Genomic DNA, 24789 nt, shown 5'->3' with positions numbered 1-24789 from the left:
GGATGAACACCTGCTCTCCGACCGCGGTGATTCGATTGTCGACCTGGAGGTACCCATAGGTGTCCACCGGAGATGCTGCGGTGAATTGCAGAAGGGCGTAGTCCAGATCGAGATTGCTCTGGACAAAGGTCGCACCCGAAATGACGGTACCGCGAAAACCGAGTGGAGAGTTGGCATCCTCGCAGTTCGGAGCCTCTGCCATGAATTCATAGTCGGTGTTGACGGCATCGAGTTCCGAACTGATGCAGTGCTCGTTGGTCAGCAAGTGGTTCTGCGGCGAGACCAGCCAACCGGTGCAGAGCGAAGACCCATTGATCAGCAGACGAGCGACCGGCCGCGAGCGATCGTACACCAGAGGATGAGAATCCTTGAAACAGGCGGCGTTGCGTTTGTCGTCGATACCGCACAGGGCCTGGACGGACCGACTCATGGCGGCGGCCTCCCCGATGGCCATGTCCATTGACGCTGGGGTGTTGGCTGCAGAGCCGGCCGTTCCAGGGGCCGGGCCCAGGTCGAGAAAACCGGTCACGTACTGGTCGATCCGGAAGCCTTGTCCCCCGGTCAGGCTGGAGACCATCAACTGGAGAAGGACCGCCCCGCCCTTGATGTGCTGGGACCAGAAGGTCCCGCGGTCCATCTTGCCCTTGCCTTCAAGTGTGTAGGTCTGTCCTCCCTGGGCATCCGACACCAAGAGGTAGTCGCCGGGAGCCAGATCGAAGTCCACAAAGTGAATCGCGATGTAGGTGGCCGCCGGTTCGTTGATCTGGGCTGACCAGGCGAGCTCAGACGTGCCAGGGTTCGCGGCCGCTGGGTACGCCCACGGACCCTCGATGTTCGCGGCAACGGGGGTTCCCGCTTGGATCATCCCCGACGCGACGGACGACACACCCAGCGCGATCGCGAACAAAGCTGTCACGCGAACGAACAACTGCAACGACGCTCTCCGGTTCACGAGACCACGCGGGTCGTGTACCGCCGGCACAATGACGGTGAGTACTTCATTGAATTATACCCATCGCCCACGACGGGGGTCAAGGCCCGCGAACGTCCCCTGCCGTGGCTGACGCGGCGGTTAATCGCGATAATGGCCTCGAGAAAAGGGACGCGCCCACTCGTTACAGATACCCGACCAAGTCGAGCGGGTGGTCGATCACATGGTCGGCACCGGCGTCGACCAGCTCAGGGCGATCGCGGAACCCCCACGCCGCCCCAACGGTGACCACGCCCGCGTTCCGGCCAGTCTGTATATCGGTGGCTGAATCACCCACCAGCGCGATCCGTGAGGCTTGGCCGCCCATCCGGGCGATGATCTCCAAAGCGGTCCGCGGATCCGGCTTGCGGTATTCCTCCGCCCGGTAGCCCTCAACCGCCACCCACGACCACCGGCTGAACAGGGCCTCGACCATCGGCCAGGTGTGCTCGTGCGGCTTGTTGGACAGGACCGCCATGGGAATGCTCCGGCGGGCGAGCTCGTCGAGCAGTTCCGGGATGCCCTCGTAGGGTCGGGTCTTGTCCAGCCGATGATCGCGGTAGTAGGCCGTGAACAGCTGAGCCATCTGGATTACCATCGCGTCGTCGGGAACATCGAAGCCGCCCGGAGAGCTCCTCGACAAGGCTCGCCGACACAGTGTGGGCAGCCCTTCACCAACCCACCGGCGGACCTCCTCTTGCGAACATGGAGACTTTCCCAGCGTGCCCAGGGTGTGGTTCATCGCCGCGGTCAAATCCGGCAACGTATTGGCCAGCGTGCCGTCCAGATCAAAAATGGCGCCTTGAATACCCATGGATCCTCACCGGCGGAAACGGCCTACGCTTGTTCGGGCGGCTCATCCGTCGATCCGGGAACACGAACCGTCCAATAAGCAGGGCCGCCCCCTGCCCCACGCGTCATTTTCCGGACCACCCGGCGGGCCTCCCGACGCCGCCCACATGGATCGTCCACCGTTCGCCGCCGTCCGGCTGAGACGGGGGAACGGCGAAGAGGCGATAGTACACCCGCAAGCGAACGCGCATGCAAGGCCCTTCTCATCACCAGCGTCGACACGCAGGCGCTCTCTCAGCATTGGTCCTCTCTCTCCTGCGCCTACCAGGCCCCTCGCTTCCCCGTTCTTGCCCGGGCATCCGCCGGAACCCCCCATGTCTTGACGCCACCTACCTTTCGGCAGCTGGCCGCGCGCCGACCCGCGGAGCGGCCTGCACAACCCCGGCCGGCCTCAGTTGGCATCGAATTCAGGGAACCGCTGCGAAGGAACGGCGTCTATTCATGAAACGCACCCGCCGGGGGGCCCGCTCAAGGCGAGCGGAAACCCTTCCGGGGGATCATCCGAGGGGCTTTCGGTATGCCTCGATTCAAATCGGCTCCCATCGTGCTTATGGTCCTGGCTGTTGCGGTTTCGCCGGCCTTGGCCCGCATCAAGCTGATCACGTTGCCCAGACGCGAACGGGTCGAGATCCAGCTTGACCAGCCGAACGTCACGCTGGTCGAGGAGGAGCGAGTCGTTCCGCTGCTGAAAGGCGTGAATCAGGTCGACTTCTCCTGGGCCGACACGGCCATTGACAAGGACAGCATTCAGTTCCGATCTCTGGCGGACCCGGAGGGGATCAAGGTGCTGTCAGTCAGTTACCCGCCCAATGAGAATGCCCTGGTCTGGCAGGTATCGGCCGGCCAGTCCGGTCCGGCCCGGGTGCGGATCAGCTACATCATCGGGCAGCTCAACAAGAGCTTTGAATACCGGGCCACGGCCGCCCATGACGAGAAGAGCTTGCTGCTCTCCCAATACGTGAAGCTGCAGAACCTGGCTAACGAGGACTTCGGCGAGGCCGGACTCTGGGCTGGTTTCGGCGATCACTTTCTCCGGCCGATCGGGATCAACGAGACCAAGCAGATCCTGTCCGCCCGCTTCGCGGACGTTCCGATCCAGAAGACCTACACCGCAAGCCTCGCGGAGTTCGCCTACCTGGATGAGCCGCAGAAGAAGCTGCGGATCCCCATGCACTACCTGCTGAAGAATGACAAGGAGCACAAGCTGGGGCAATTCCCGCTCATGCCCGGCAAAGCCCGCATCTTCCAGGACGACGGTAAGGGCGGCGAGGCCTTCGTCGGCGAAGACTGGGGCAAGTTCACGCCCATGGATGACGAGATGAAGCTCTATCTTGGCGTAGCCAAGGACATCGTCGTCCGCCGCGTGATCGCGCGGAATGACCGCAAGGTCCTGGCGGGCAATCTCGCCAACCAGGAGGTGGTCATCCAGTATGAAATCGAGAACTTCAAGGATTCGCCGGTCACGCTCGACGTCATCGAACTGGCCCGGGCGGTTCGCAATGAAACCCGTGGCGACACCAAGCGTGATGTCGAGTGGGAATTGGGGCGGGAAACGACGTTCCCCGGCGGCCTCGATCCCGAGAAGAGCACGTTCGACCGGCTGGTTTTCCACATTCCGTTGAAGCCCCGGGCGGCTGACGGTACCGCCGAGAAGGTCGTGCACAAGCTGCACCTCATGATCAAGAACGAATGGTGAGGCCGGGAGAACCGGACCGAAGGAATGAGTATCAGAGGTTCCAACGAAGAACGGAAGACGATATGAAGAAACTCGTATTCATCCTGCTAGTAGCCACTCCGGCCTGGGGACGGAACATCGATCTCTCCACCGTGCCCTCGCGGGACACGGTCCAGCTGACGATCTACAACGCCGAGGATCTGACCCTGGTACGCGAGACACGGCACGTGACGTTCAAGAAAGGGATCAACCCGCTCCAGTTTTCCTGGGCGAACACGCTGATCGACCCGACTTCGGTGACCCTGCGGTTCCCGAAGCAGGCGGCCCAGCTGGAGGTCCTGGATACCACGTATCCGCTGGACAAGCCGCAGGTGCTGTACTGGAGCGTTCATGCGACCGAGGACGTCGAAGCGGTGGTGGAGATCAGCTACTTCACCAGCGGGATCACCTGGTCGGCGGACTACGTGTGCATCACCGATCCCGGCGAGACGGTGATGGACGTTACCGGGTTCGTTCGGGTGTTCAACAACTCGGGCGAGGAGTACGAAAACGCGCAGGTGCGGCTGGTGGTCGGCACGATCAACCTGGTCGAGAAGATCGCCGAACTGGCCCGGCGGCAATACGGTAAGAGTATCGAGCAGCTCGAAGAGAGAGCCGCGGGGGCGGTTCGAAAACTGGCTGCCAAGGACAGGGTGGCAGAAGTGGCGAACGCGCTGGCACCCGCGGCTACGTCTGCTGGTGTACCCAAGAAGATCGAAAAGGAAGGCCTGGGCGAGTACTTCATCTACACGGTCGAGGGGACGGAAACCATCCAGAACGGCTGGAGCAAGCGATTGCGGTCGTTCGAGGGCCGCAAGATCCCGTTCAAGATCCAGTATCGCTACCGGCCGGCGGAGTACGGCGACCAGCTGGTGCGCATGTTCCTGCTGAAGAACGACGCGGAGTCGAAGCTGGGAACCACGCCGCTGCCGGACGGGATCGTCCGGGTGTATCGGGACAACAGCAAGGACGGCCTGGGCTTCCGGGTGCAGCAACAGATCAAGTACGTGCCCATCGGCGACAAGATCGAGCTGAATCTCGGGCCGGACCCCGAAGTGGTCCACGAATGGATCAAGCTCAAGACCTGGCGCGAGCATCTCTGGTTTCAGCGTCAGGGTCTGAACGTGTACAAGGAGTACGGCGGCGGCACCAAGCTCGAGATCGATGACGTCGTGGTCGGCTGGGAGGACCACGTGGGCTACGCGGAGCGGATCCGCAACTATCGGTCCAGGCCGATCGAGGTGGAGCTTCGACGAACCTTCCCCGGCGATGTCGCGTTCATCAGCAAGCTGGAGCCGGCGCAGCATGACTACCAGACGGTCCAGCTGACCGCGATCTGCCCGGCGGGCAAGAAGACGGAGCTGACCTATCACGTCCGGACGCGACAGGGCCATCTGGCCAAGCAGCAAAACGTCACCATCGAGCGTGGGAATTAGCCCAGTGCCCGACGGTTCTTCTTACGTGTCCCGCCCGTAATCCGCGATCGTCACCGGGCTGCCCGGGCCCGCTGCCTGCGGGGCGTGGGGCTTTCAGCCCGGTCGTAACCCTTGGCACAATCGGCCCGGCAACGCAGCTCGGTCTTGTCGGGGTCTTCACCCAGTTCCTTCACCAGTGCAGCGTGCATTTGCACGAGGCGGTCTTGCTGGGCGGGATGCGCAGCAAGGTTGTGCCATTCGCCGGGATCGCTCCGCAGGTCGTACAGTTCTCGCGCGGCCGGGTGTTTCTCGTCGGGCGGCGTGTGGTACACGTACTTGAATGGCCCCTTGCGGCACATGACGTATCCGCTGGCGATGTGGTGGGCGTAGTACTCACTGATCGCCAGGTCCTTCCAGGCAGCCTTGGGATCGTCCAAGACTCCGCAGAGTGACGAGCCGTTCCAGTCGACAGGCACCTTGGCCCAGCCGAGGTCGGCAATCGTCCGGACGACATCAACCAGCGAGCAGACGTTGTCTCTCCGTTGCCCACCGGGCCATCTCTTGGGCCATGAGATCATCAGCGGGACATGGGCAGCGGAATCGTATACCGCATTCTTCCACCACAAGCCGTGCTCGCCCATGTTCTCGCCGTGGTCGGCGGTGTAGATGACGATGGTCTTGTCGGCGAGGCCGTTGTCGGCGAGGGCCTTGAGGGTCTTGCCGATCTCGTTGTCCACCCACTCGGTCAGTCCGTAGTAGAGTTCGCGGCCTTTCCTGACCGTATCCGGCGGCACGTTGAGGACATCGAAGCCGACCCGAAGGTGCCTGTAGTTGAGCGGCAGGGAATCCAGGAAACCGGCTGGGATTTCAGGGGCGGGCACCTTTCCCTTGTAGCGGTCCCAGTAGGGCTCGGGCACAATGAGCGGGAAGTGTGGTGCGAGGTAGCCGACGAGCAGGAAGAAGGGTTTGTCGGCGGCCTGGCGGCGAGTCAGGAACTCGACCGCCCCGGCGGTCACACGGCGGTCGTGGTCGAGTACGTTGGAGTCATCGCCGGCGTGGAAATCCCGGAACCGGCCACTCAGCCCCTTGGACACCAGATCGTCCGGGCGGCGGCGGTTTCCCTTGCCCGTCTTGAGGGTGTTGTTCATGTTCCCGCCGATTTCGGTGAAGCCGTATCGTCGGGTGCGGTCATAGTGCATCTTGCCGCAGAGGAAGGACTCGTAGCCGGCGGCGTTCATGACTCGAGCGATGGACGGGTAGTCGGCACTGGGCAGCCAGCAGTTGTTGTTCCAGGCCCCGACGCGACTGATGTACTTGCCTGACGTGAACGACAGACGGCATGGCACGCACAGCGGCGAGTTGGTGTAAGCCGCGCTGAAGACAACGCCGCCAGCGGCCAGGCGATCCAGGTTTGGCGTCCGGACAATCCTGTTGCCGTAGCAGCCCAGGACGCTCGCGTTATGTTCGTCGGACATGATGACGAGAATGTTCGGGCGCTCGCCGATGATGGCCCCGGCGGCGAACGCCCCACGGGCGACGAGAAGCTGGAGCATGACGGAGCAGATCACCGATGGCATCATCCGGATCGCATCCTGTTTCATCGAATCACCCCTTGCCGTGGTGGAGGTTCCCGATCACCCGGGGCAGGCCACGTGCCCCCCGGGCAGGGCCAGGCCGTCGTTCCGGTTCGTCCGGTCATGGCCCGCTGATGTCTGCCTGCCACGGTCCGGCAACCTGGTCGCCCAACCTGAGCGTGGCCCGCAATTCCGCAGGGCCCGGCCTGAGCATGACGCCCTGGAAGCTCGATTCGGCCGCACCCGCAGCGACCGATGCTGTGCGCTGGACATCCTGAATTCTGATGTCTGCCGTCCGGCCCGAGTCGCTGGCCGGAAAGCGCAACCGGATGCTGTAGCTTCCCTCTTTGGCAACCTGCAGCAACCACGTGCCGTTCGATCCGTAGTGCAGCTGCTCGCCCGGTCCGCGGCGCCAGTTCTGGCGTGTCAGCACAACCGGATTCTCGTACGCTGTGCCGATTTCGATGCGGGGCGGCGCGTAGTTGTCCGGCCGTGTCCTGCCGACGTCCTCAAACCAGGCTTCGTAGGACTGCTTCAGCCGAGCGGCGATCTCCGGCTGCTGCTGGGCCACATCGTGCTGCTCGGCAGGGTCGGCGACGATGTCATACAGGGCGAACTTTGGCGGGCCAGCCGGCGTCTCCTTGCCGAAGCCGGAGGCCTGAAGGAGCTTCCAGCGCGGACCGATGGCGGCAAAGTGATGGTACGGCACCGGCACGTCGCCGCGGTGTGACTGAATGAAGATCGTGCGGTCAGGCCAGTTGACGCTGCGGCCCTCGAGCAGTGGCAGAATGCTCCGGCCGTCGAATCTAAGGCCTGCAGGGACTGCGACTCCGCATGCCTCCAGGATGGTCGGCATCACGTCGATATGTGCAGCCGGGATGTCGCACAGCGTGCCGGCCTTGACCATTCTCGGCCCATGCACGAGGAACGCGGCGCGGATTCCGCCCTCGTACACCTCGCTCTTCATCCCCCGCAGGTTGCCCACGTATCGGCGGGTACCCGGTCCGTTGTCGGTGAGGAAGATCACCATCGTGTTTTCGAGGAGACCGAGGGTCTCGAGCCTGCCCATCAGCTTCCCGAGGTTGTCGTCAATATTGGCGATCATCGCGAAGATGCGGGCCAGCTTCTCCGGCTCCCGCTCGGACCTCTCTCGGCCCTTGGTCCCGGCGAGCACGGGGCCCAAGTCCATCTTCCTGTAATGCTCGTACCACTCCTTGGGCACGTCGTTGAGCGGCTCGTGGGGCGCGTTGGTCGCGATGTACGCGAAGAAGTACCGCCCCTGCCTGCTGTTCTTTTCGATCCACTCTGCCGCCGCGTCGAAGAACACGTCCGTGCAGTACCCTCTGGCCTGGACCTGCCGCCCGTTGTGAAACAGGATCGGATCGGTGTACCTGCCCTCTCCGCCGGGCGGATCGGAGGGTTGTCCGATCCCCCCGCCGCGAATGACCAGCGATTCCGTGAACCCCTGGTCCATGGCCCGCATGGGATAATTGTCCCCCAGGTGCCACTTGCCGAAGATCCCAGTGGCGTACCCGGCATCGCGAAGGACCTCCGCGACGGTGACCTCGGCAGGTTCCATCATCGCCCGGCCGACGTAGGTATCGATGGCCCGGGTGCGATAGTTGTAGCGTCCGGTCATCAGGCACGCCCGCGTCGGTGTGCAGACCGGGCTGACATAGAAACGCGTCATCCTCGCGCCACCGGCTGCCAGCCGGTCCAGGTTGGGTGTCCTGAGCACCGGATTGCCCGTCACGCTCAGGTCGCCGATCCCCTGATCGTCGGTCACGATCAGGAGCACGTTGAGCGGACGATGCCCGGCGACGGCCGCGGTGCGGCAGGCACCGACCAGAGCGGCCAGTACCAGAGCGAAGACCACGCGGCGCGATTTGCGGCGACTCGGTGCGAGAGTCATGGGTTCTCCCAGCATGGTTCCCATGCGAGCAGCACCGACTGGACGCTGATGTTCGACTTCTTGGGACGGACCGCGATGCGCTCCAGTTGCTCGCGGCTTTCCTGTGCAAGGGCGTCGATGCTGGCCTGCAGTTGAGCTTCGAGGTCGGCGATTTCCTGCTGCACCGCTTCGACCGACTCCTCCGCCCGGCGGACATCACCGACTTCCTTCATGGACCGTCCCACCCCGCGAACGGCGCTACCCGCGCGGCCGACGCTCAGAACACTGGCCGTCTTCCTGCCGAAAAGGGCCGACAGTATCGCACCGCCGAACGAGACCGCGGTGGAGATCTTCGAGGCCCGCGACTGTTCCTGCTGAACCTCCACCGCCTGTCGAGCCCGGCGCAGGCGGTCCTGCAGGACGTTCAGTCGAGAGGCGTACTTCTCCCTTAACCGGCTAACCTCGGCATCGCGGCGTTCGCGAGTGGCTTGCGCGATCCGGAGTTGAAACTCGCGCTCGCCCTCGCCGGGTCGGCTGACGACTCCGAGACTTGCCGCGCGCAGAAGCTCCAGAGCACACTCCCGAAAGAGCATGTCCCCGAAGTCTCTCTTCCAGCCCTGATATGATCGGTCGTTAGAGGCATCTGGAGGTATTGGGGCGAACGAGGCGCCGGCCGCAGGCTCGGCGTCGAAGTCGCCCTCGCCGAGATCCGTCGCCCGGGCGGATGCCCAGTCCACCGGGGAGCCGGTCCGCATGGCAAGCGGCACCAGGTACGCCACTCGCTGCTCCTGATCAACGTTCAGCTTGACATCGGTGTAGCGGAGTGTGCCGCTGGCGAAGAGCACCGGGCGATAGACGGCGCCGGCCCCAGTCGGCAGCGAGCGCGTGGGGATGAACACCTGTCGAACACCGGGTGGGAGCACTGGCCTGGAGCCACCCTCGAGCGGGGCCCCCACGGCGGGGGCGGAAACGTCCTTGGCAGGCGATGGGCCGGCGGGTTGAGGTCTCTGGGCTCCGGTTTCCTCCGCGCCGGTCCGGCGATGGGGTTCAATCAGCGTTCTGATCTGCTGTCGGGTGAGCGGCCCACGAAGATAGGACATCGCCCATCGGGTGTGGATGACGGCGGGCGCATCCTCGTGCACGTTGTTCATCAGGAATACGCGGTTGTCCAGCTGGGAAAGGGTCTTGTCGATGGCGGCGCGATCCAAGGCCCCCGAGGCGCTGGCCGCCGCCCCTTCGAGGCCATCCAGTACCCGGTCCTTGTCGCGCTGGGTCTGCAGCCGCCCGATGAACCAGGTCCCTGCGTTCGCCAGGCCCTTGTAGTCCAGATCCACCGGGTTCTGAGTGGCCAGCACCAGGCCGAAACCGAAGGCCCGGGCCTGTTTCATCAGGGTCAGCAGCGGCGCCTTCGACGGGGGGTTGGATACTGGAGGGAAGTAACCGGCGATCTCGTCCATGTACAGCAATGCCCGCAGGCTGGTGGTGCCGGACTGGCCGCGCACCCAGCCCAGGGTCGTGCTGAGCAGCAGCGAGACGAAGAACATCCGTTCGGCGTCATTCAGGTGGGCAATGGAGAAGATGGCTACCCGCGGCTTCGCGGCCGGCGTGTACAGCATCGCGCCGATATCCAGCGGTTGACCTTCCAGCCAGCGATGGAAGTCCGGTGAGGCGATCAGGTTGTTCAAGCGTACGGCCAGGGCGAAGCGATCCGCGGCCGGGTAGAAGCTCTCCACTTCCATCACGCCCAGCCGAGTGAACGGCGGGTTCTGGATGGCACTGATCAGGGCGGGCAGATCGAGGTCCCGGCCCTGGGTCCAGGACTGATTCAAGATCGTGCTGATGAGGATGTGCTCGCGGCTCTGCAGGGGGTCGGCCTCGATGCCCATCAGCCCGAGCAGCCCCGCGGTTGTCCCCGATACGCGTTCCCGCATGGCTTCGCCGTCCTCCACGACCTGTGGCGGCGGAGCGGCAAACGACTTCAACATCGCCACGGGCAAGCCCGCGTCGCTGCCCGGGGTGTACACCACGAACTCGGCCGCATCCCGCAGGCGCTGAATGCGCGTACCGTCCTGGCCCCAGTCGGCCAGACCCCGTTGCCAGAGTTTGGCCTGCTGGCCGGCGTAGGCATCCGGATCCAGCCCCTGGCGGCGGGCGTCCTCCTCGTTGACCCAGGGGCGAAAATCCTGGGGACGCAGTTCGGGGAAGGTCAGCAGCAGGTTGGTCAGATCACCCTTCGGGTCGATGACGATCGCGGGAATCCCGTCGATGGCCGCCTCTTCCAGAAGCGTCACGCACAGGCCGGTCTTGCCGCTACCGGTCATGCCCACCACGACGGCGTGGGTCACCAGATCGCGACTGTCATACAGCACCAGTTCTTCGGTGGGCTTGTGCTTTTGCAGGTCATACGTGCGACCGAGATAGAAAGCCCCGAGTTTCTCGTAAGTCTCCATGGCAAGTCCCTGGTAGCAGTGGATAACTCCTTACCCCAAAACCCGACGGATGTCAGCCCAATTCCAGCATCACCACCGACCTGGGGGGCAGCTCGGCCTGGAGGCCGTCGTCCGACAGACGAGCGCCTTCAAACGGTCGAGGCTGGACCCTTTCGGGGGCGGCGAATGTATTGTGGGCGTTGATTTCCGGTGCGGTCAGCACGCGGCCGCTCACCGACTTGGGCGTCAGTCCGGTCAGCTTGCAGGCGATCCTTGCGGCCCGCTGAGGATGGGTGTTGACCAGGGAGAGGCTGACGGCACCGGAGGCCTGCCGGGACGCGGATGCACTGACGGCGGGGATCTGCTGGCTGTCGAGCGCATAGGGAGGTGCCTGCACTTCCACGGGTAGGGAGGCAGCGCCCTGGTGCACCTTGAACATCTCGAAAACGTGGTAGGTGGGCGTGCAGAGCATTCTCTCCTTGTCAGTGAGTACCATGGCCTGGAGTACATTGATCGTCTGGGCGATGTTGGCCATGACCACGCGGTCGGCGTGGCGATGGAAGATGTGGAAGTTCAGGGCGGCGACGAGGGCATCGCGCAAGGTGTTCTGCTGGTAGAGAAAGCCGGGGTTCGTGCCGGGCTCCACGTCGTACCAGGTGCCCCACTCGTCCACCACCAGGCCGACGCGTTTGCCCGGGTCGTGGCGATCCATGATCTCGGCGTGCTTGGTGATGAGCTCGTCCATTCTCAGCGTGTGGCGAAGGGTGGAATGCCACTGGCTCTCATCGAAGTCGGTGGCGGAGCCCTTCCTGTCCCATTTGCCGGTGGCGAGGGTGTAGTAATGAAGCGAGAGGCCGTTCATCTGGCGGCCGGCTTGTCGCATCAGGACTTCAGTCCAGTTCAGGTCGTCGCCATTGGAGCCGCAGGCGATGCGGTAGACGCGGTTGCCGGAGTAGTTCTTGACGAAAGTGTTGTAGCGGCGGAACTGGTCGGCGTAGTACTCCGGCCGCATGTTGCCGCCGCAGCCCCAGCTTTCGTTGCCGACACCGAAGAACCGCACCCGCCAGGGCTTCTCCCGGCCGTTCTGTCGCCGGAGGTTCGCCAGGGGAGAGTCGGCATCAGAGGTCATGTACTCGACCCACTCCATCATCTCCTGGACGCTGCCACTCCCGACGTTGCCGCAGATGTAGGGCTCGGCACCGAGCAGCTCGCAGAGGTCGAGGAACTCGTGGGTGCCGAAGTGGTTATTCTCGACCACGCCTCCCCAATGGGTGTTGATGATCTTGGGGCGTTTTTCGCGTGGGCCGATGCCGTCCTTCCAGTGATACTCATCGGCGAAGCAGCCGCCGGGCCAGCGGAGCACCGGGACGTTCAGTTCCTTGAGCGCGGCCAGCACATCGTTGCGGATGCCGCGGGTGTTGGGGATCGAGGAATCCTCCCCGACCCAGATGCCCTCGTAGATGCAGCGGCCGAGATGCTCGGCGAAATGGCCGTAGATGTTGCGGTTAATCACGGCCCCGGGCTGGTCGCCGCGTACCACGACGGCCGCCGACTGCACATCCTGTGAGAAGACCGGCAGAGCCGAAGCTCCTGAAAGCGCGAGGCCGGTGGTCAGAGCGACGGCTCTCAGGCCTGACCGGGACCGGACGGTGAGTCTCATCCGGGTCTCCCTCCTCCTCCACGGACCGTTGTGCCCCTTTGCGGAACGCATCATTCCTTACCCTCTGTCCGAGACTTGCCAGCGAACTCCGCCGACTACGCCGCCGGGCGGTGCTCCGCTATTGTATCCATGCCCCCCTCCTCCTGCGCCTGCTTGCCGCACAGGCACCGCACAAGTCCGGTATCCGCTCTGCGGCGAACAAGGGGGCCCCGCGGCGCACGGGCGCGCACCGAGCGACCGACTAACGGTCCTGCAGTGGAGACCCGGCGACGGGTTTCACCACCGGGGCCACGCTGAAAAGATCCGTCCGGGTGCGGCCGTTCTCGGTGATTCGCGACAGGGAATACACCGTACCGTCCTTGCCGAGGGCGATCGAGTTGACGTATGCCGGCCGGTCGCCGTTCGCGAAAAAGATCGCTCCGTGGTCGCGGTATGTCGCGGTAGGGACGTCGTAGGTGATCAGGTGCAGGTTCTCGATCCCCTTGGACTCGCCCTTGCCCGTGCTGTCCTTGCCCGCGATCCGCTTTCCGTCGACGTATACCGGACCGCCAGTCAGATAGTAGAGCGTTCGCTGATCCGGCCCCAGGGCGAAACCGAGGTAGCCGTAGCTGAACTGGTCGTACATACCGCTCCGTTTCGACGGCTCGGAGGTGATGCGGTCGAGAACGTCCACTCGGACCGCTCGCGGGTCGAAGCGAAACAGGTAGCCCGAGTTGCCGTGTACGCCATAGACGACTTCCTCGGCCGGGTGCCAGGCCGTCTGTCGCCAGTTGTAGCCCATGTGGCCCGGCGAGGTGGGGTCATAGAGACCGAAGTAGTCCTTTTTCATATTGTCGCCGGCGACCCGTTCAACGGCATCGCGGTCGAAGCGGTAGCGGAGGATATCACCGCTCCCCGTAGTGAAGTACGCTGATCCATCGGTCGGGTCGATCGCGATCGAGCGGCAGATGGTGCGATAGGTGGGTCCCTTGCCGTTCTCACCCTTCTCGTTGAACGAACCCAGGTCCTTCATCTCTCTTTTCGCGAGGTCATAGCGGAAGAAGCAGCCCGTGGGCCAGGTCAGGGCGTAGATCCGCCCGCGCCGGGTATCCATGTTCATCGTCAGGACGCCCTCGCCCTGAGGCGCGACCCCGAGGTCCTCAAACTTGGCCGAGGCCAGGTCATAGGCCAGAAGATGGCCTCCAGGATAGGGCTTGTAACCCGGCGGCGGAGTGCCCATCTTCTCCATGTCGTCGATGATGGTGTAGTAACCGGTGTGCGTGGAGAAGTAGAGCTTGCCCCCGCACTCGACGAAATTGACATGGCTCTTGCCCTGGACGATCGATTTCGAGCCCTTCTCACCGCAGGCCTCGGTCAGGTCGCCGCAGTGCGCGATGCGGCGAGTCGCCGGGTCAAACACGTACATCTGGGCCCCGATGTCGATCGACTCGCTGCAGAGCACGTAGTAGATCCTGCCGTCGCTGCCGGTGCCCATTCCGTTGTAGGTATCGTGGGCCAGCTCGAAGCCGGAGTTGTAGGTCTGGGCAACCAGCTTGCGTGGGGTGGCCGGCGATGCTGCCTCCCCCCGGGTCTCACCTGGTGCCCACCACGGGCACAGCGGAATGAACGCCGCCGTAAACGCCAAGCGACAAGTCGTAGCTGTTCTCATGCCTCGCGCCTCGTCAAATGATCAACGGAACTGGCCCAGCGAGCGAACGTACGCCACCGAGTCCTCGATCATCTTCCTCGTCTCCGCCTCGGTCATGTCGATACCTTTGACCCCCTCGATCTCCAGAGTGATTGGACCGGCGTAACCGTGCTGCTTGAGCATTCGGACGACACCCGCCAGATCGACCGCACCCTGGCCGAGGGTTGGGAAACTCCATTCCTCGAGACCGCCGCTGTGATCCTTCAACTCGACCGTACCGACATAGTCCATGCACTTCCTGAGTTCAACCACAGCGTTCGCGCCCTTGTTGTAGTAGGTGATATTGCCCGTATCGAAGTTGACGCGGATGTTCGGATGGTTGATCCGCTTCATCGTTTCGACGTGGACATCGCCGTTGGTGCCCAGATCGGGATGCGTCTCGAGGGTGATCGTGACCCCATACCGATGGGCAACGTCGCCTGCCTCGCGAAGGCGTTGGTAGACCGTCTCCTTGGTCGCGCCGCGTCGCTTGGGCGAGAGGAACATGTACCTGACACCCAGTTTCTGACAAGTCCCCAACTGCACGGCCAGTTCGCCGATTGAGTCCGGCTTGGACAAATCCGTCTCGCCGCGAAGGACCATCGCGGCCAGGCCGTGCTTCGCGAGCCGTTGCTTCACCACCTCGACCTGATCCGGTGGCGGGACGTTCATGAACACGTACCGCACGCCGATCGACGGCAGGTGCGTCCACGCGATGTCCTGGAATCTGCCGTAGCTCGCGAGGCGGCAGACCAGTGGGTTAACCGGTTCGGGGCGGTGCGCGATCGCCCGCTTCTCCGCGGGGGTTGTATCGCAGCCGCTGCCGAGGAGCAGGATCACGGCCGCCGCACAGCCGGCCGCGACTCCAGGCGACAAGAGCACATGGTGGGCGAGCCACCAGGCGATGTGAGCATGCCGCCGCTGAGACTCGATGGACGTATCGATGGACTCCCTGGGCATGGCTTCTCCTCGACACAGACGGCTCGGCCGTCGGAATGTGCGGGCGGCGTCTCGCCGCCCGACGGTGCCGGGACCGCCCATTGAGCCGCAGATCGCGACCGGCCGGGTGGTTCACCCACCCAACATAGTCGTCCGCCGCGGCCCAAACAAGGGGACGCGAAAGGGCAGGCAAGTCCGAACCTGACCCACTGGGCCGGCGTTCTCCGACGCCCTGTTGTCCCCGACCTCGTAGACCGCTCGCGGGCGAGCGCGGACCTTCCCGGCGGTTGATCCGCCCGGTTGACGCCATCGCCTGCGGGCGGTAGAAAGTAGAAGAGGTGGTCGGCTGCCGGATGAAGGCCGGCTGCAGATTTGCGGCACGGTCGGCGCGGCAGGAGAGGACCCCACGCTGGCACCGTCCCTCTCGTTCGAGTCGGGGCGGTCGCCGGAGACCGCGGTGCTCACCGCCTCCGGTGATGATATCGAGAGATCACTCCTCGCTTCTCAGGAGCAAGCAAACGATGACACGAAAAAAACCGGCAAGTACGCGTCGTGCTTTCCTCGGCAAGACCGGCCTGGCAGCAGCTGGGCTGACGCTGGCCCAGTCGTCACCCGCCTCGGCCGCATCGACCGAGAAGCCGGCGTTGCTGGGCGGCGACAAAGCCGTCACCGCCCGGACCCAAGGAGCAGACACCTGGCCTCTCTACGGAGAGGCCGAGGAGAACGTGGTGCTGCAGATGCTGCGCCACCCCACCTACGGCCCGAACGATGAGTTGGAGGATGATTGGAAGGCCTACTACAAAGTGCCCTATGCCAAGACGTACTGTAACGGAACCAGCGCTTTGGCGGCCATGTTCTTCGCCCTGGATCTCCCCCCCGGCAGCGAGATTATGGTGCCCAGCTACACCTTCTTCGCCACGATTGTCCCCATGCGCTTGTTCGGCCTGGTGCCGGTGTTCGTCGACATCAATCCCCGCACGCTCAACATGGATCTGGAGGATGCCCGTCGCCGCCTCACCAAGGGCACCCGGGCTATCCTTCCGGTTCACTGGTTCGGCAACCCGGCGGACATGGACGGATTCTGCGACTTCGCCAAGGAGAAGGGCCTGATCGTCCTGGAGGACTGTGCCCACGCCCATGGCACCTCGCTCAAGGGCAAGCTCATGGGCACCTGGGGAGAGATGTCCATTTTCAGCTTCCAGACCACCAAGCCGCTGCCCGGCATTGAAGGCGGCATGGGCATGTACCGCGATCGCTCCTCCTTTGAGCGAGCCGTGTCCTTCGGGCACTACGACGTGCCCAAAACCTTCGGCGGCGACAGCGGGTATGCCCGTTATGAAGGCACCGGCCTGGGTCTCAAGCTGCGGATGCACCCGATGGCTGCCGTCCTGATCCGCGCCCAGTTCCCGAAGCTTCGTGAGCGCAACGTGAGCGGGGTCCAGCAGGTTCGTTCGCTCAACGATCGACTGCTTCAGCTCCCCGGGCTGTATGATCAGCGCACCCGGCCGGAAGCCCAGCGACTGTACTATGACGCCAACGTCCTTTTCGTTGAAGAGGCCGAAGCAGGTATTTCCCGTGACCGGCTGGTCCAGGCCCTGCGTGCGGAAGGAGTGGCGGCCTCGCGCTTCGTCTACCGTCTCCAGCACAAATGCCCGCTGTACGCGGAGGAGAAGTGGTGGCACCACAAGCCGACGATCCCGGAGTTGCCCGGATCTGAGAAGGCGAACGCGACGGCCATCTGGCTTCCGTACTTCACCCGGCCAGTGCCGGAGGTGGTCGAGCAGTACGTCAAGGCCTTCGAGAAGATCTGGGCGCACCGCAAGCAGCTGGCATGATCGACCGGCGGCTCAGGGGGCGATGGCTCGAGAGGATTAGAACGCGGGCGGCCCCTGGCCGACAGGGCGGCACCCTGAAGCTGAACAATGCCCTTCGCCCTGCGCGGATACTCCGGCCATCCCGGAAGTGACCGCCAAAACACCAGCTGCATTGGTGTCTCAAGGCGAGGGGTGTACAATAAGTGAACCAGGGCCGGCAACCTGATCGTGCCAGGTTGCCTGGTGATGCGTGCTTCGGCCCATCACGTGTCCAATTCACAAACGCTGGCCGGCAGGGGTTCGATCATGATCAATAGAAAAGGACGAGAAACGACGCGTCGCACCTTCCTGAAAGCGGGTGGAGCGGCCGCGGCCGGGCTGTCGCTTGCCGGGCAGGCCCGAGCTGCCGGCAAAGCGGAGGTGCTGGCATTAAAGGGTGGCCCGAAGGCCGTGACCGCACCCGTTGGCGACGCGACGAAATGGCCACAGTACGGCCGGGATGAGGAGATGGCCGTGCTCGAACTGGTGCGCAATCCGAACTACGGCACCATCGCGCCGTTCGAGAAAGCCTGGGCTGAGTACTTCAAGATGCCGTTCGTGAAGGCACACACCAACGGTACGAGTGCCCTCACCTCGATGCTGTTTGCCCTGGACCTGCCGCCGGGCAGCGAGATCCTCGTGGCCAGCTACACCACCTGGTTCCCGTGGGCCGGCCCTCGCATGTTCGGCATCGTGCCGCGGTTCGTCGACATCGATCCCCGCACGCTCAACATCAGCGTCGAAGACTGCCGAAGGAGACTGACCAAGGACGTGAAAGGGATCCTCGCGGTAGACTGGTTTGGTGTCCCGTGCGAGATGGACGCCCTGGCAGACTTCGCCAAGGAGAAAGGCCTGATTCTGCTCGAGGACTGCAGCCATGCTCATGGTGCATCGGTCCAAGGCAAGCTGATCGGCACCTGGGGCCGGATGTCGGCATTCAGCCTCCAGATGGGCAAGCCGCTTCCCGCGATCGAGGGCGGCATGGCCATGTACTACGAGCGCAGCGACTTTGAACGTGCGGTAACCTACGGCAACTACGATCTCCCGAAGACCTTCCCCGAGGACAGTCCGTACCGCAAGTACGATCAGACCGCCTTCGGAGGGAAGCTCCGCATCCATCCGATGTCGGCGGCGCTCGGCCATTGCCAGCTCAAGAAGCTGCCCGAGCACAACAAGCGGGTCGTCGCCCTGAACGACGGACTGAACAAGCGCCTCGAGCAGCTACCCGGCCTGGCGGCACAGTACACGCGGCCCGACATGCAGCGCGTGTACTACCGCGACAACATCCTGCTGATCGACGAGAGGAAGGCCGGCCTGCCGCGCGATGCGATCGTCAAGGCACTGAAAGCCGAGGGCGTCAGCGTGAGCACGTTCAGCTGGAACGTGCTGCACAAGTACCCGTTCTTCCGGGAAGCCCAGTGGTGGCACCACGTCCCGGCGGACCCGGGCGACCTGGCGGGCAGCGATGAGGCAAACCGTCGTGCCATCTCCATACCGATCTTCACCAACCAGGCGCCCGAGTTGATCGATCAGTATGTCAAGGCCTTCGAGAAAGTCTGGGCCCATCGCGAGATGCTCGCCCAGGTCGGATAGGCCTCCATCGATACTGGCATCAGGTCGTTGGCCTGGGCACGAAACGGAGGGCATGTCTTTGATGTCTCATGACCGGCCGGAGGAGTCTCTCATGAGAGGTGATGGTACCCACGATCCGAACCAGGCGACGCGGAGGCAGTTCCTTGCAGCCGCCGGCGCGGCGGCGGTCACCCTGGCCCACACGTCTCCGTCGCTCGCCGCGGAGACGGCCACACACCGTATGACCGAGGGCGCGACACCCTCGCCGGGCCGATCGAACGGTCCGGTTCCGGCCGGAGGAGAACTGAAGATCGCCTTCTTCCAGGCCGACGTGACTCCGCCGCTGGGCAGCCCACTCTGCAGGGCCCTGGTCAGACCGGCCAGGAAGATCATCGACCCGCTTTCCGCCCGAGGTCTGGTACTGCTTACGGACCAGCGTCCCATCGTGCTGTGCGCCCTGGACTGGACGTCCGTTCAGAACGGCGGCTACCGGGTCTGGCGCGAGGCCCTGGCCAAGGCGGCCGGCACGACCCCGGAGCGCGTCGCCGTCCACGCGGTCCACCAGCATGATGCCCCCAGCGTGGACTTTGACATCGACGAGCTACTCATCCCTCGCGGACTGGGCGGCAGCGTCTGTGATGGGCCATCGGCACGGGCGGCCCTGGAGCGGGCTGGGCGGGCCCTGTCGCAAAGCCTGGAGCAGCCGCGGCGGGTGACGCATCTGGGCTTGGGGCAGGCAGAAGTCGATCGGGTCGCATCCAATCGGCGAATCATCGGTCCCGACGGCAAGATCCTGCACGGCCGGATGAGCAGTTGCAAGGATCCCGAGGTTGCGGCCCACCCCGAGGGGACGATTGACCCTTACGTCAAGCTGGTCAGCTTCTGGGACGGGGACACTCCGCTGGCGGCCGTGACCTACTATGCCACCCACCCCCAGAGCTTCTATGGACGCGGGGCGGTGAGCGCGGACTTTGTCGGTCTGGCCAGGAGTCTGCGCGAGGCGACCGAACCCGAGGTCTTCCACGTGCACTTCAACGGAGCCGGGGGAAACGTCGCCGCCGGCAAGTACAACGACGGCAGCCCCGGGCGGCGGTTCGAACTGGCGGGCCGGTTGGCGGACGGGATGGCTCGGGCCTGGGAGGGCGTCAAGAAAGAACCGCTTCGCGCCGCGGATCTGGGCTGGCGAGTGCTGCCGGTCAAGCTGCCGGTCCGTAAGGAGCTGACCGAGGAAGCATGCCTGAAGGTCCTGGACGACCCCAACCAGACGCTGCGCGAGCGAGCCAACGCAGCCGGTGGGCTGATCTGGCTGCGCCGCTGCGCCCGAGGAGAGTCGATCGACCTGACCTGTTTGCGGATGGGCAATGCCTACGTGCTGCACATGCCTGGCGAACTGTTCGTTGAGTACCAGCTCGCGGCGGCCGCGATGCGCCCGGATGCTTTCCTCTGCATGGCCGCGTACGGCGATTGCGGACCGCAGTACATTGGGACGAAGATCGGCTACGCCCAAGGAGGCTACGAGACAGGTCCCGCATCGTGCGTCGCACCCGAGACAGAACAGGTTCTGGAATCGGCTATCCGCGCACTCCTAGCCTGAGGACTCGGATGCCCGAGGCGCCCTGCGGCCGCCATCCGCGTCGCCCGCTCCTGGGCCGGCCGGACGAAGCCCGCGGTCGCGGCTGCTGAAACGGAGGTCTCGCTGTGACCCGGTTGCTTGCCACTGTGATCGCTTCTTTCTTCTCCGCGACCGCGCCCCTGGGGGCGGCGGACGCTCCTTCTGGCTCTGAGCCCCCCTACCGCGTGGCGGTTTTCTCCGCCGACGTGACCATCCCCATAGGCCATGCGTGTATGGGCGGCGGTGTGGCTGACGCCAAGGAGATCGTCGACCCGCTCTACGCCAAGGGATGTGTGCTGCTGGGGCCCGGGGAACCCGTGGTGGTCATCGCGTTGGACTGGTGCCAGTGCAACAACGACTCGTACGACCGATGGCGGGAAGCCCTGGCCGAGGCGGCCGGTACAAGCCGGGAACGGGTCATGCTGGCCACCGTCCATCAGCATGATGCGCCCATCTGCGATCTGACGGCGCAGAAACTGCTGAACGAACAGGGATTGAAAGGCTGGAACTGCGATCTCGAATTCCATGAGACCGCCGTGCGGAGGACGGCCCGGGCCTTGCGTGAGGCCCTGGCGTCTCCGCGTCCCGTGACTCACTTCGGAATCGGCCAGGCCAAAGTGGAGCGGATCGCATCCAACCGCCGGGTGATGACCCCGGAGGGCAAGATCCACTGGGGGCGGGGCAGTTCCAGCGGCGACATGTACGGCGCCCCCGAGGGCGAAATCGATCCCTGGCTCAAGACGATCAGCCTATGGGACGGTGATCGGCCGGTGGTCGCATGGAATTGCTACGCGGTCCATCCGATGAGCCACTACGGGCGCGGATTCGTCTCGGCGGATTTCCCGGGCATGGCCCGAGCTCGGCGACAGAAAGACAGTTCCGGCTGCCTCCAGATCTACTTCACCGGGTGCGCGGGTGACACCACGGCCGGCAAGTACAACACCGGTGCGGCGGAAAACCGGCCGATCCTCGCCGACCGGTTGTACCAAGCCATGCTTGCGGCCTGGAACGCAACCGAGAAACACCCCCTGGGCCGCGTCCAGTTCCGCGTTGCGAAGCTAGCCCTGCCTGCCCGCGACACCGGCGGGTTTGCTTTGGATGCCATGAGGACGACGCTCGCCGACGCTCGAGCCGGTCGCTGGCCGAGGATCTCTGCCGCGCTCGGATTGAGCTGGCGGCAGCGCGTGGACGCCCGACATCCCATCGACGTCCCCTGCCTGGCGCTGGGCGACGACGCCAGTCAGTTCATGATCATGCCGGCGGAGAGCTTCGTAGCCTACCAGCTCACCGCCCAGCGGCTGCGTCCGGATTCGTTTGTGGTCGTGGCCGGCTTTGGCGATGGGGCTCCCGGGTACATGCCCACGGACCAGTGCTGGCGAGACGGCTACGACGACAATTACTGCTGGGTGCCGCCGATGATGGACAACCTCATGATCGAGGCCATGACCAAGGCCCTCGACGCCAGGCTCCCGACCCAACTGATCAAAGACGTGCGGCTCGACGTGGCGAAGAAGGAGCTTTCACCGGACTTCTGCTGGTTCCATCCCCGGGTCGCGGCCGTGCCCGCCGCGGGACGTGACCGCAAGCCCGCCGTGATCATGACCCTTCAGAAGCATCTACGGGCATCGGATCACTACTCGGGCCTGTACATGATGCGCACCGACGACCTGGGCCGGACGTGGACCGGGCCGACGGAAGTGCCCGAACTCGCCTGGCGAAAGGAGCGGGGGGGTGCGACCATCGCCGTCGCCGACGTGACCCCGGGCTGGCACCAGCCGACGAAGCGGGTGATCGCCATCGGAGCCCAAGTCCGCTACGACCCCGAAGGCAGGCAGCTCGACGACCGGCCGCGCTCGCACCAGACCGCGTACGCCGTCTACGATCCGGAGCGCGACACATGGTCCAACTGGCAGGCCGTGCAACCGCCCGCCGGAGGGGAATTCAACTTCTTCCGAAGCGCTTGCTCTCAGTGGGCGGTCGAACCGGGTGGCACGCTGCTCGTCCCCTTCTATCACGGGAAGTCTGCAAGTGCGCCGACATCGGTCAGCGTGATTCGCTGCGCGTTCGATGGCCGGGAGCTCAGGTGCCTCGAACGCGGTGATGAACTCCTTCTGAACATCGACCGAGGCTTCAGTGAACCCTCCATCGTTCATCACCGCGGCCACTGGTATCTGACCATCCGGAGCGACAAACGAGGGTACGTGACGGTCAGTCAGGACGGGCTGAACTACGCCCCGGTGAGTCCGTGGCTGTTCGACGACGGCAACGAGCTCGGCAGCTACAACACGCAGCAGCACTGGCTGTCGACGAACCAGGGCCTGTTCCTGTGCTACACCCGCCGAGGAGCAGGCAATGATCACATCCCCCGCCACCGGGCTCCCCTGTTCATCGCCCAGGTGGACCCGGCCAGATTGCGCGTTCTGCGAGCCACGGAGCGTGTCCTGATTCCGGAACGGGGGGCCATGCTGGGCAACTTCGGAGCGACGCCCATCACAGACCGCGAATCGTGGATCACGGACGCCGAGTACACGCTGGCAGGCCAACCAGATCCGCGCGGTGCCGACGGCAGCGTCTTCGTCGCCCGCGTGACTTGGACCAACGGAGCGAGGTGAGGGCAACCATGCCCGTTGCCTCGAAGGACAGACCCAAGACTTCCGGGATCGCTTTGCAGCGTCACCCGGTGGTGAGACCTCCCCCTGTTCCGAGGCCCTCCTTCGGGGTGCCTGGCAGAGCCCCATGACTACCATAACTTCATGCACAATAAATTCTTAAGAAACCCATGGATTCCCTTTCGTCCGGAAGATGTTCCTCCAGACTAACGCCGCCATCCGTCATCGCTTCCAGAATCCTCCTCTGTGGTGGGCCGCTATTGACGTTGAGTCGTCTCCGGAGTAGATTATGGGAAACTGGTGTCCTTTCGTCATTTCGCTTTTGGGACGTGTTTTTGGAGGAGAAGGAATGCGATCAACCAGATGTGCAATAAGTACTCTCGGCCTGGTAGCCACGCTGCTGCTGGGAGCGGGGCTGGCCCAAGCGGTCGAGTTCGGCGGCTTCGGCAGCTACATCAGTGGCTTCAAGGCATCCGTCCCGGTCGGTGGTGCGGCAACCGGAGCGGCGTTCGATGCCTCGGGTCAAGTCCTGTACTACGTCAGCGAAACGACGGACGACGTACGGGCCCTCATTTTTGCCCCCGATTTCATGTCCGGGACCACGAAGTCGATAGGCCTGGGTGACCTGGGCGACAGCAACCCCTCCGACGTCGTGGTCGACGCTAACGGGGATCTCTACATACCCTACGACTACACTGCCGGCCTGCGGAAGATCACCGACCCGATGGGGACCGCCACCGCCAGTGTTGTGTTTGCTGGCAATGCCTTCATGGGCGGCACCGGCGACGATGATCCCTTTGGCGCTGAGATTGCCCCCCCCGGCTTCAACGGAAGCATGGCGAAACCCGGCGACATCCTGCTGAACGACAAGGGCCTCGACAAGAACGAGACTAATGCGATCGAGTCCGTCTCTCCGGACGGGTCCGGCTACAAGACGATGGCGACCTGGGCCACGTTGCCGAACTGCACGATGCCCGACGCCAGTCCGGAGAATATGGCGGCCGACCAGAAGAACGGCGTCGTATACATGGCACCGGTCCAAATGACCAGCACGGTTGATGGTAAGCCGGTGACGCAGATCTTCACGCTGAGCCCCGAGGGCGTGCTCACCGCCCACGAAATCACCCTGCCCAGCTTGACCGGTGACCTGCTGGATAACGTTCAGGGCATGACCGTCAATCCGCTGGACGGTTCGATCTGGGTGGTGGACGATGACAACTACCCGTCAGCCACCTACGTGCCGGACGACGCCCTCTACCGGATCGACCCAGTCACGTTCGTGGCCACCCTGGAGATCGACTTTGACGTGGAGGAAGGGAACACCACCCAGGGGCAAGGTCTCCCGAACTTCAACTACTCCATAGCCTTCACCCCGGACGGCCGGTATCTGGTTATCGGGGATACCGACCCGAACAGCAACACGGCCAACGCCATGATGGTCTTCGGTGTCGTCCCTGAGCCGACGACCGTCCTGCTCCTGGGCATCGGTGGCTGCCTGCTCGGCGCCCGCCGTCGTCGGAGCTAAGGCTCCGGCTCAGCAGGGATGGTACCGGCAGCTCGCCGGCAGGGGCCAAGCGGGATGTGTGGGTCACAGCGTCTTGGCTTAGCCCCTGATTGAACCGGAAGATCAACCGGTTTCGGGTTACTTTCGTGTACAGATGCAGCAGGGCCCGGATCAGATCCGGGCCCTTGCTCTTGCGCCCGCAGCCGGAAGGTGAACAGGCCGCCGTCAAGCGGAGGACAGAATCGGCTCTCCTTCCCGAGCGGATGTCCTTCGTAGCCCACGGGTATCCCTCCTGATTCTGGCGACTCAAGGCAAGATACTGGGACAGAGGCCCGCCCAGGGGGGGCTTCCCGATCCGACGACAAGGCGGCAGTGCATCAACGCTGTGCCCAGGCATAGGCGTACTGCGGCGAGTTCAGTACCCTCTGAGTCCTGAAGCGTTGTACAATGGCCGACTGCCACCTGGCGGCGAAACCAGGTGAGGCAGTCTCGGAAATGGGGATCGAGTCTTCTCGAGCTCTCGCAGAAG

At 64.1% G+C, this 24789-nt stretch carries 14 protein-coding genes and 1 pseudogene; 7 read left to right on the top strand and 8 right to left on the bottom strand.

Features of this window, described 5'->3' with window-relative positions:
- Together KA354_19650 and KA354_19645 are read right to left on the bottom strand one after the other, a co-directional pair.
- Positions 1-934, bottom strand: a 934-nt coding sequence (locus KA354_19650) for a trypsin-like peptidase domain-containing protein (GenBank protein ID MBP7936862.1), incomplete at its 3' end; no start/stop codon positions are given.
- A 181-nt stretch (positions 935-1115) separates the two neighbouring features.
- Positions 1116-1784 carry an HAD family hydrolase gene (locus tag KA354_19645; GenBank protein ID MBP7936861.1) on the bottom strand — a complete coding sequence of 223 codons (669 nt, stop codon included), beginning with the start codon at positions 1782-1784 and terminating at the stop codon, positions 1116-1118.
- Positions 1785-2339: 555 nt separating this feature from the next.
- Between KA354_19645 and KA354_19640 the strand changes: the two genes are divergently transcribed.
- Both KA354_19640 and KA354_19635 read left to right on the top strand, forming a co-directional pair.
- Complete coding sequence (locus KA354_19640) at positions 2340-3518, top strand: hypothetical protein (GenBank protein MBP7936860.1); 1179 nt, start codon at positions 2340-2342, stop codon at positions 3516-3518.
- Positions 3519-3580: 62 nt separating this feature from the next.
- Complete coding sequence (locus tag KA354_19635) at positions 3581-4972, top strand: hypothetical protein (protein ID MBP7936859.1); 1392 nt, start codon at positions 3581-3583, stop codon at positions 4970-4972.
- 50 nt (positions 4973-5022) lie between these two features.
- Here the strand turns inward: KA354_19635 and KA354_19630 are convergent, their stop codons facing one another.
- From KA354_19630 to KA354_19605, 6 genes and pseudogenes are all read right to left on the bottom strand, one after another.
- A complete protein-coding gene (locus tag KA354_19630; protein ID MBP7936858.1) occupies positions 5023-6504 on the bottom strand; it encodes a sulfatase-like hydrolase/transferase in 1482 nt (493 codons plus the stop codon).
- Between the two features lie 142 nt (positions 6505-6646).
- A complete protein-coding gene (locus KA354_19625; protein MBP7936857.1) occupies positions 6647-8437 on the bottom strand; it encodes an arylsulfatase in 1791 nt (596 codons plus the stop codon).
- Complete coding sequence (locus KA354_19620) at positions 8434-10866, bottom strand: DUF87 domain-containing protein (protein MBP7936856.1); 2433 nt, start codon at positions 10864-10866, stop codon at positions 8434-8436. Before KA354_19620 ends, KA354_19625 begins: the two co-directional genes overlap by 4 nt.
- A gap of 52 nt (positions 10867-10918) precedes the next feature.
- Positions 10919-12505 carry an alpha-N-arabinofuranosidase gene (locus tag KA354_19615; protein MBP7936855.1) on the bottom strand — a complete coding sequence of 529 codons (1587 nt, stop codon included), beginning with the start codon at positions 12503-12505 and terminating at the stop codon, positions 10919-10921.
- A 331-nt stretch (positions 12506-12836) separates the two neighbouring features.
- A pseudogene (locus KA354_19610) lies at positions 12837-14036 on the bottom strand (hypothetical protein).
- A gap of 138 nt (positions 14037-14174) precedes the next feature.
- The gene (locus KA354_19605; GenBank protein MBP7936854.1) at positions 14175-15131 is read right to left on the bottom strand and encodes a sugar phosphate isomerase/epimerase; all 957 of its coding nucleotides are present in this window, start codon (positions 15129-15131) and stop codon (positions 14175-14177) included.
- A gap of 500 nt (positions 15132-15631) precedes the next feature.
- Between KA354_19605 and KA354_19600 the strand changes: the two genes are divergently transcribed.
- The 5 genes from KA354_19600 to KA354_19580 all read left to right on the top strand — a co-directional run bounded on the left by KA354_19600 (position 15632) and on the right by KA354_19580 (position 24281).
- Positions 15632-16945 carry an aminotransferase class I/II-fold pyridoxal phosphate-dependent enzyme gene (locus KA354_19600; GenBank protein ID MBP7936853.1) on the top strand — a complete coding sequence of 438 codons (1314 nt, stop codon included), beginning with the start codon at positions 15632-15634 and terminating at the stop codon, positions 16943-16945.
- A 285-nt stretch (positions 16946-17230) separates the two neighbouring features.
- Positions 17231-18556 (top strand): DegT/DnrJ/EryC1/StrS family aminotransferase, encoded by a 1326-nt coding sequence (locus KA354_19595; GenBank protein ID MBP7936852.1) that lies wholly within the window; start codon positions 17231-17233, stop codon positions 18554-18556.
- A gap of 91 nt (positions 18557-18647) precedes the next feature.
- On the top strand, positions 18648-20129 hold the full coding sequence (locus KA354_19590) for a hypothetical protein (GenBank protein MBP7936851.1): 1482 nt from the start codon (positions 18648-18650) through the stop codon (positions 20127-20129).
- Between the two features lie 104 nt (positions 20130-20233).
- Positions 20234-22759 (top strand): exo-alpha-sialidase, encoded by a 2526-nt coding sequence (locus KA354_19585; protein ID MBP7936850.1) that lies wholly within the window; start codon positions 20234-20236, stop codon positions 22757-22759.
- Between the two features lie 346 nt (positions 22760-23105).
- Positions 23106-24281: a PEP-CTERM sorting domain-containing protein gene (locus KA354_19580; GenBank protein MBP7936849.1), complete on the top strand. Its 1176-nt coding sequence runs from the start codon at positions 23106-23108 to the stop codon at positions 24279-24281.
- Positions 24282-24789: the final 508 nt, after the last annotated feature.

The sequence above is a fragment of the Phycisphaerae bacterium genome (assembly GCA_018003015.1).
GTDB lineage: Bacteria > Planctomycetota > Phycisphaerae > UBA1845 > PWPN01 > JAGNEZ01.
The sequence above is the reverse complement of the archived record's forward strand: the minus strand, read 5'-3'. Positions and strand labels throughout refer to the sequence as shown.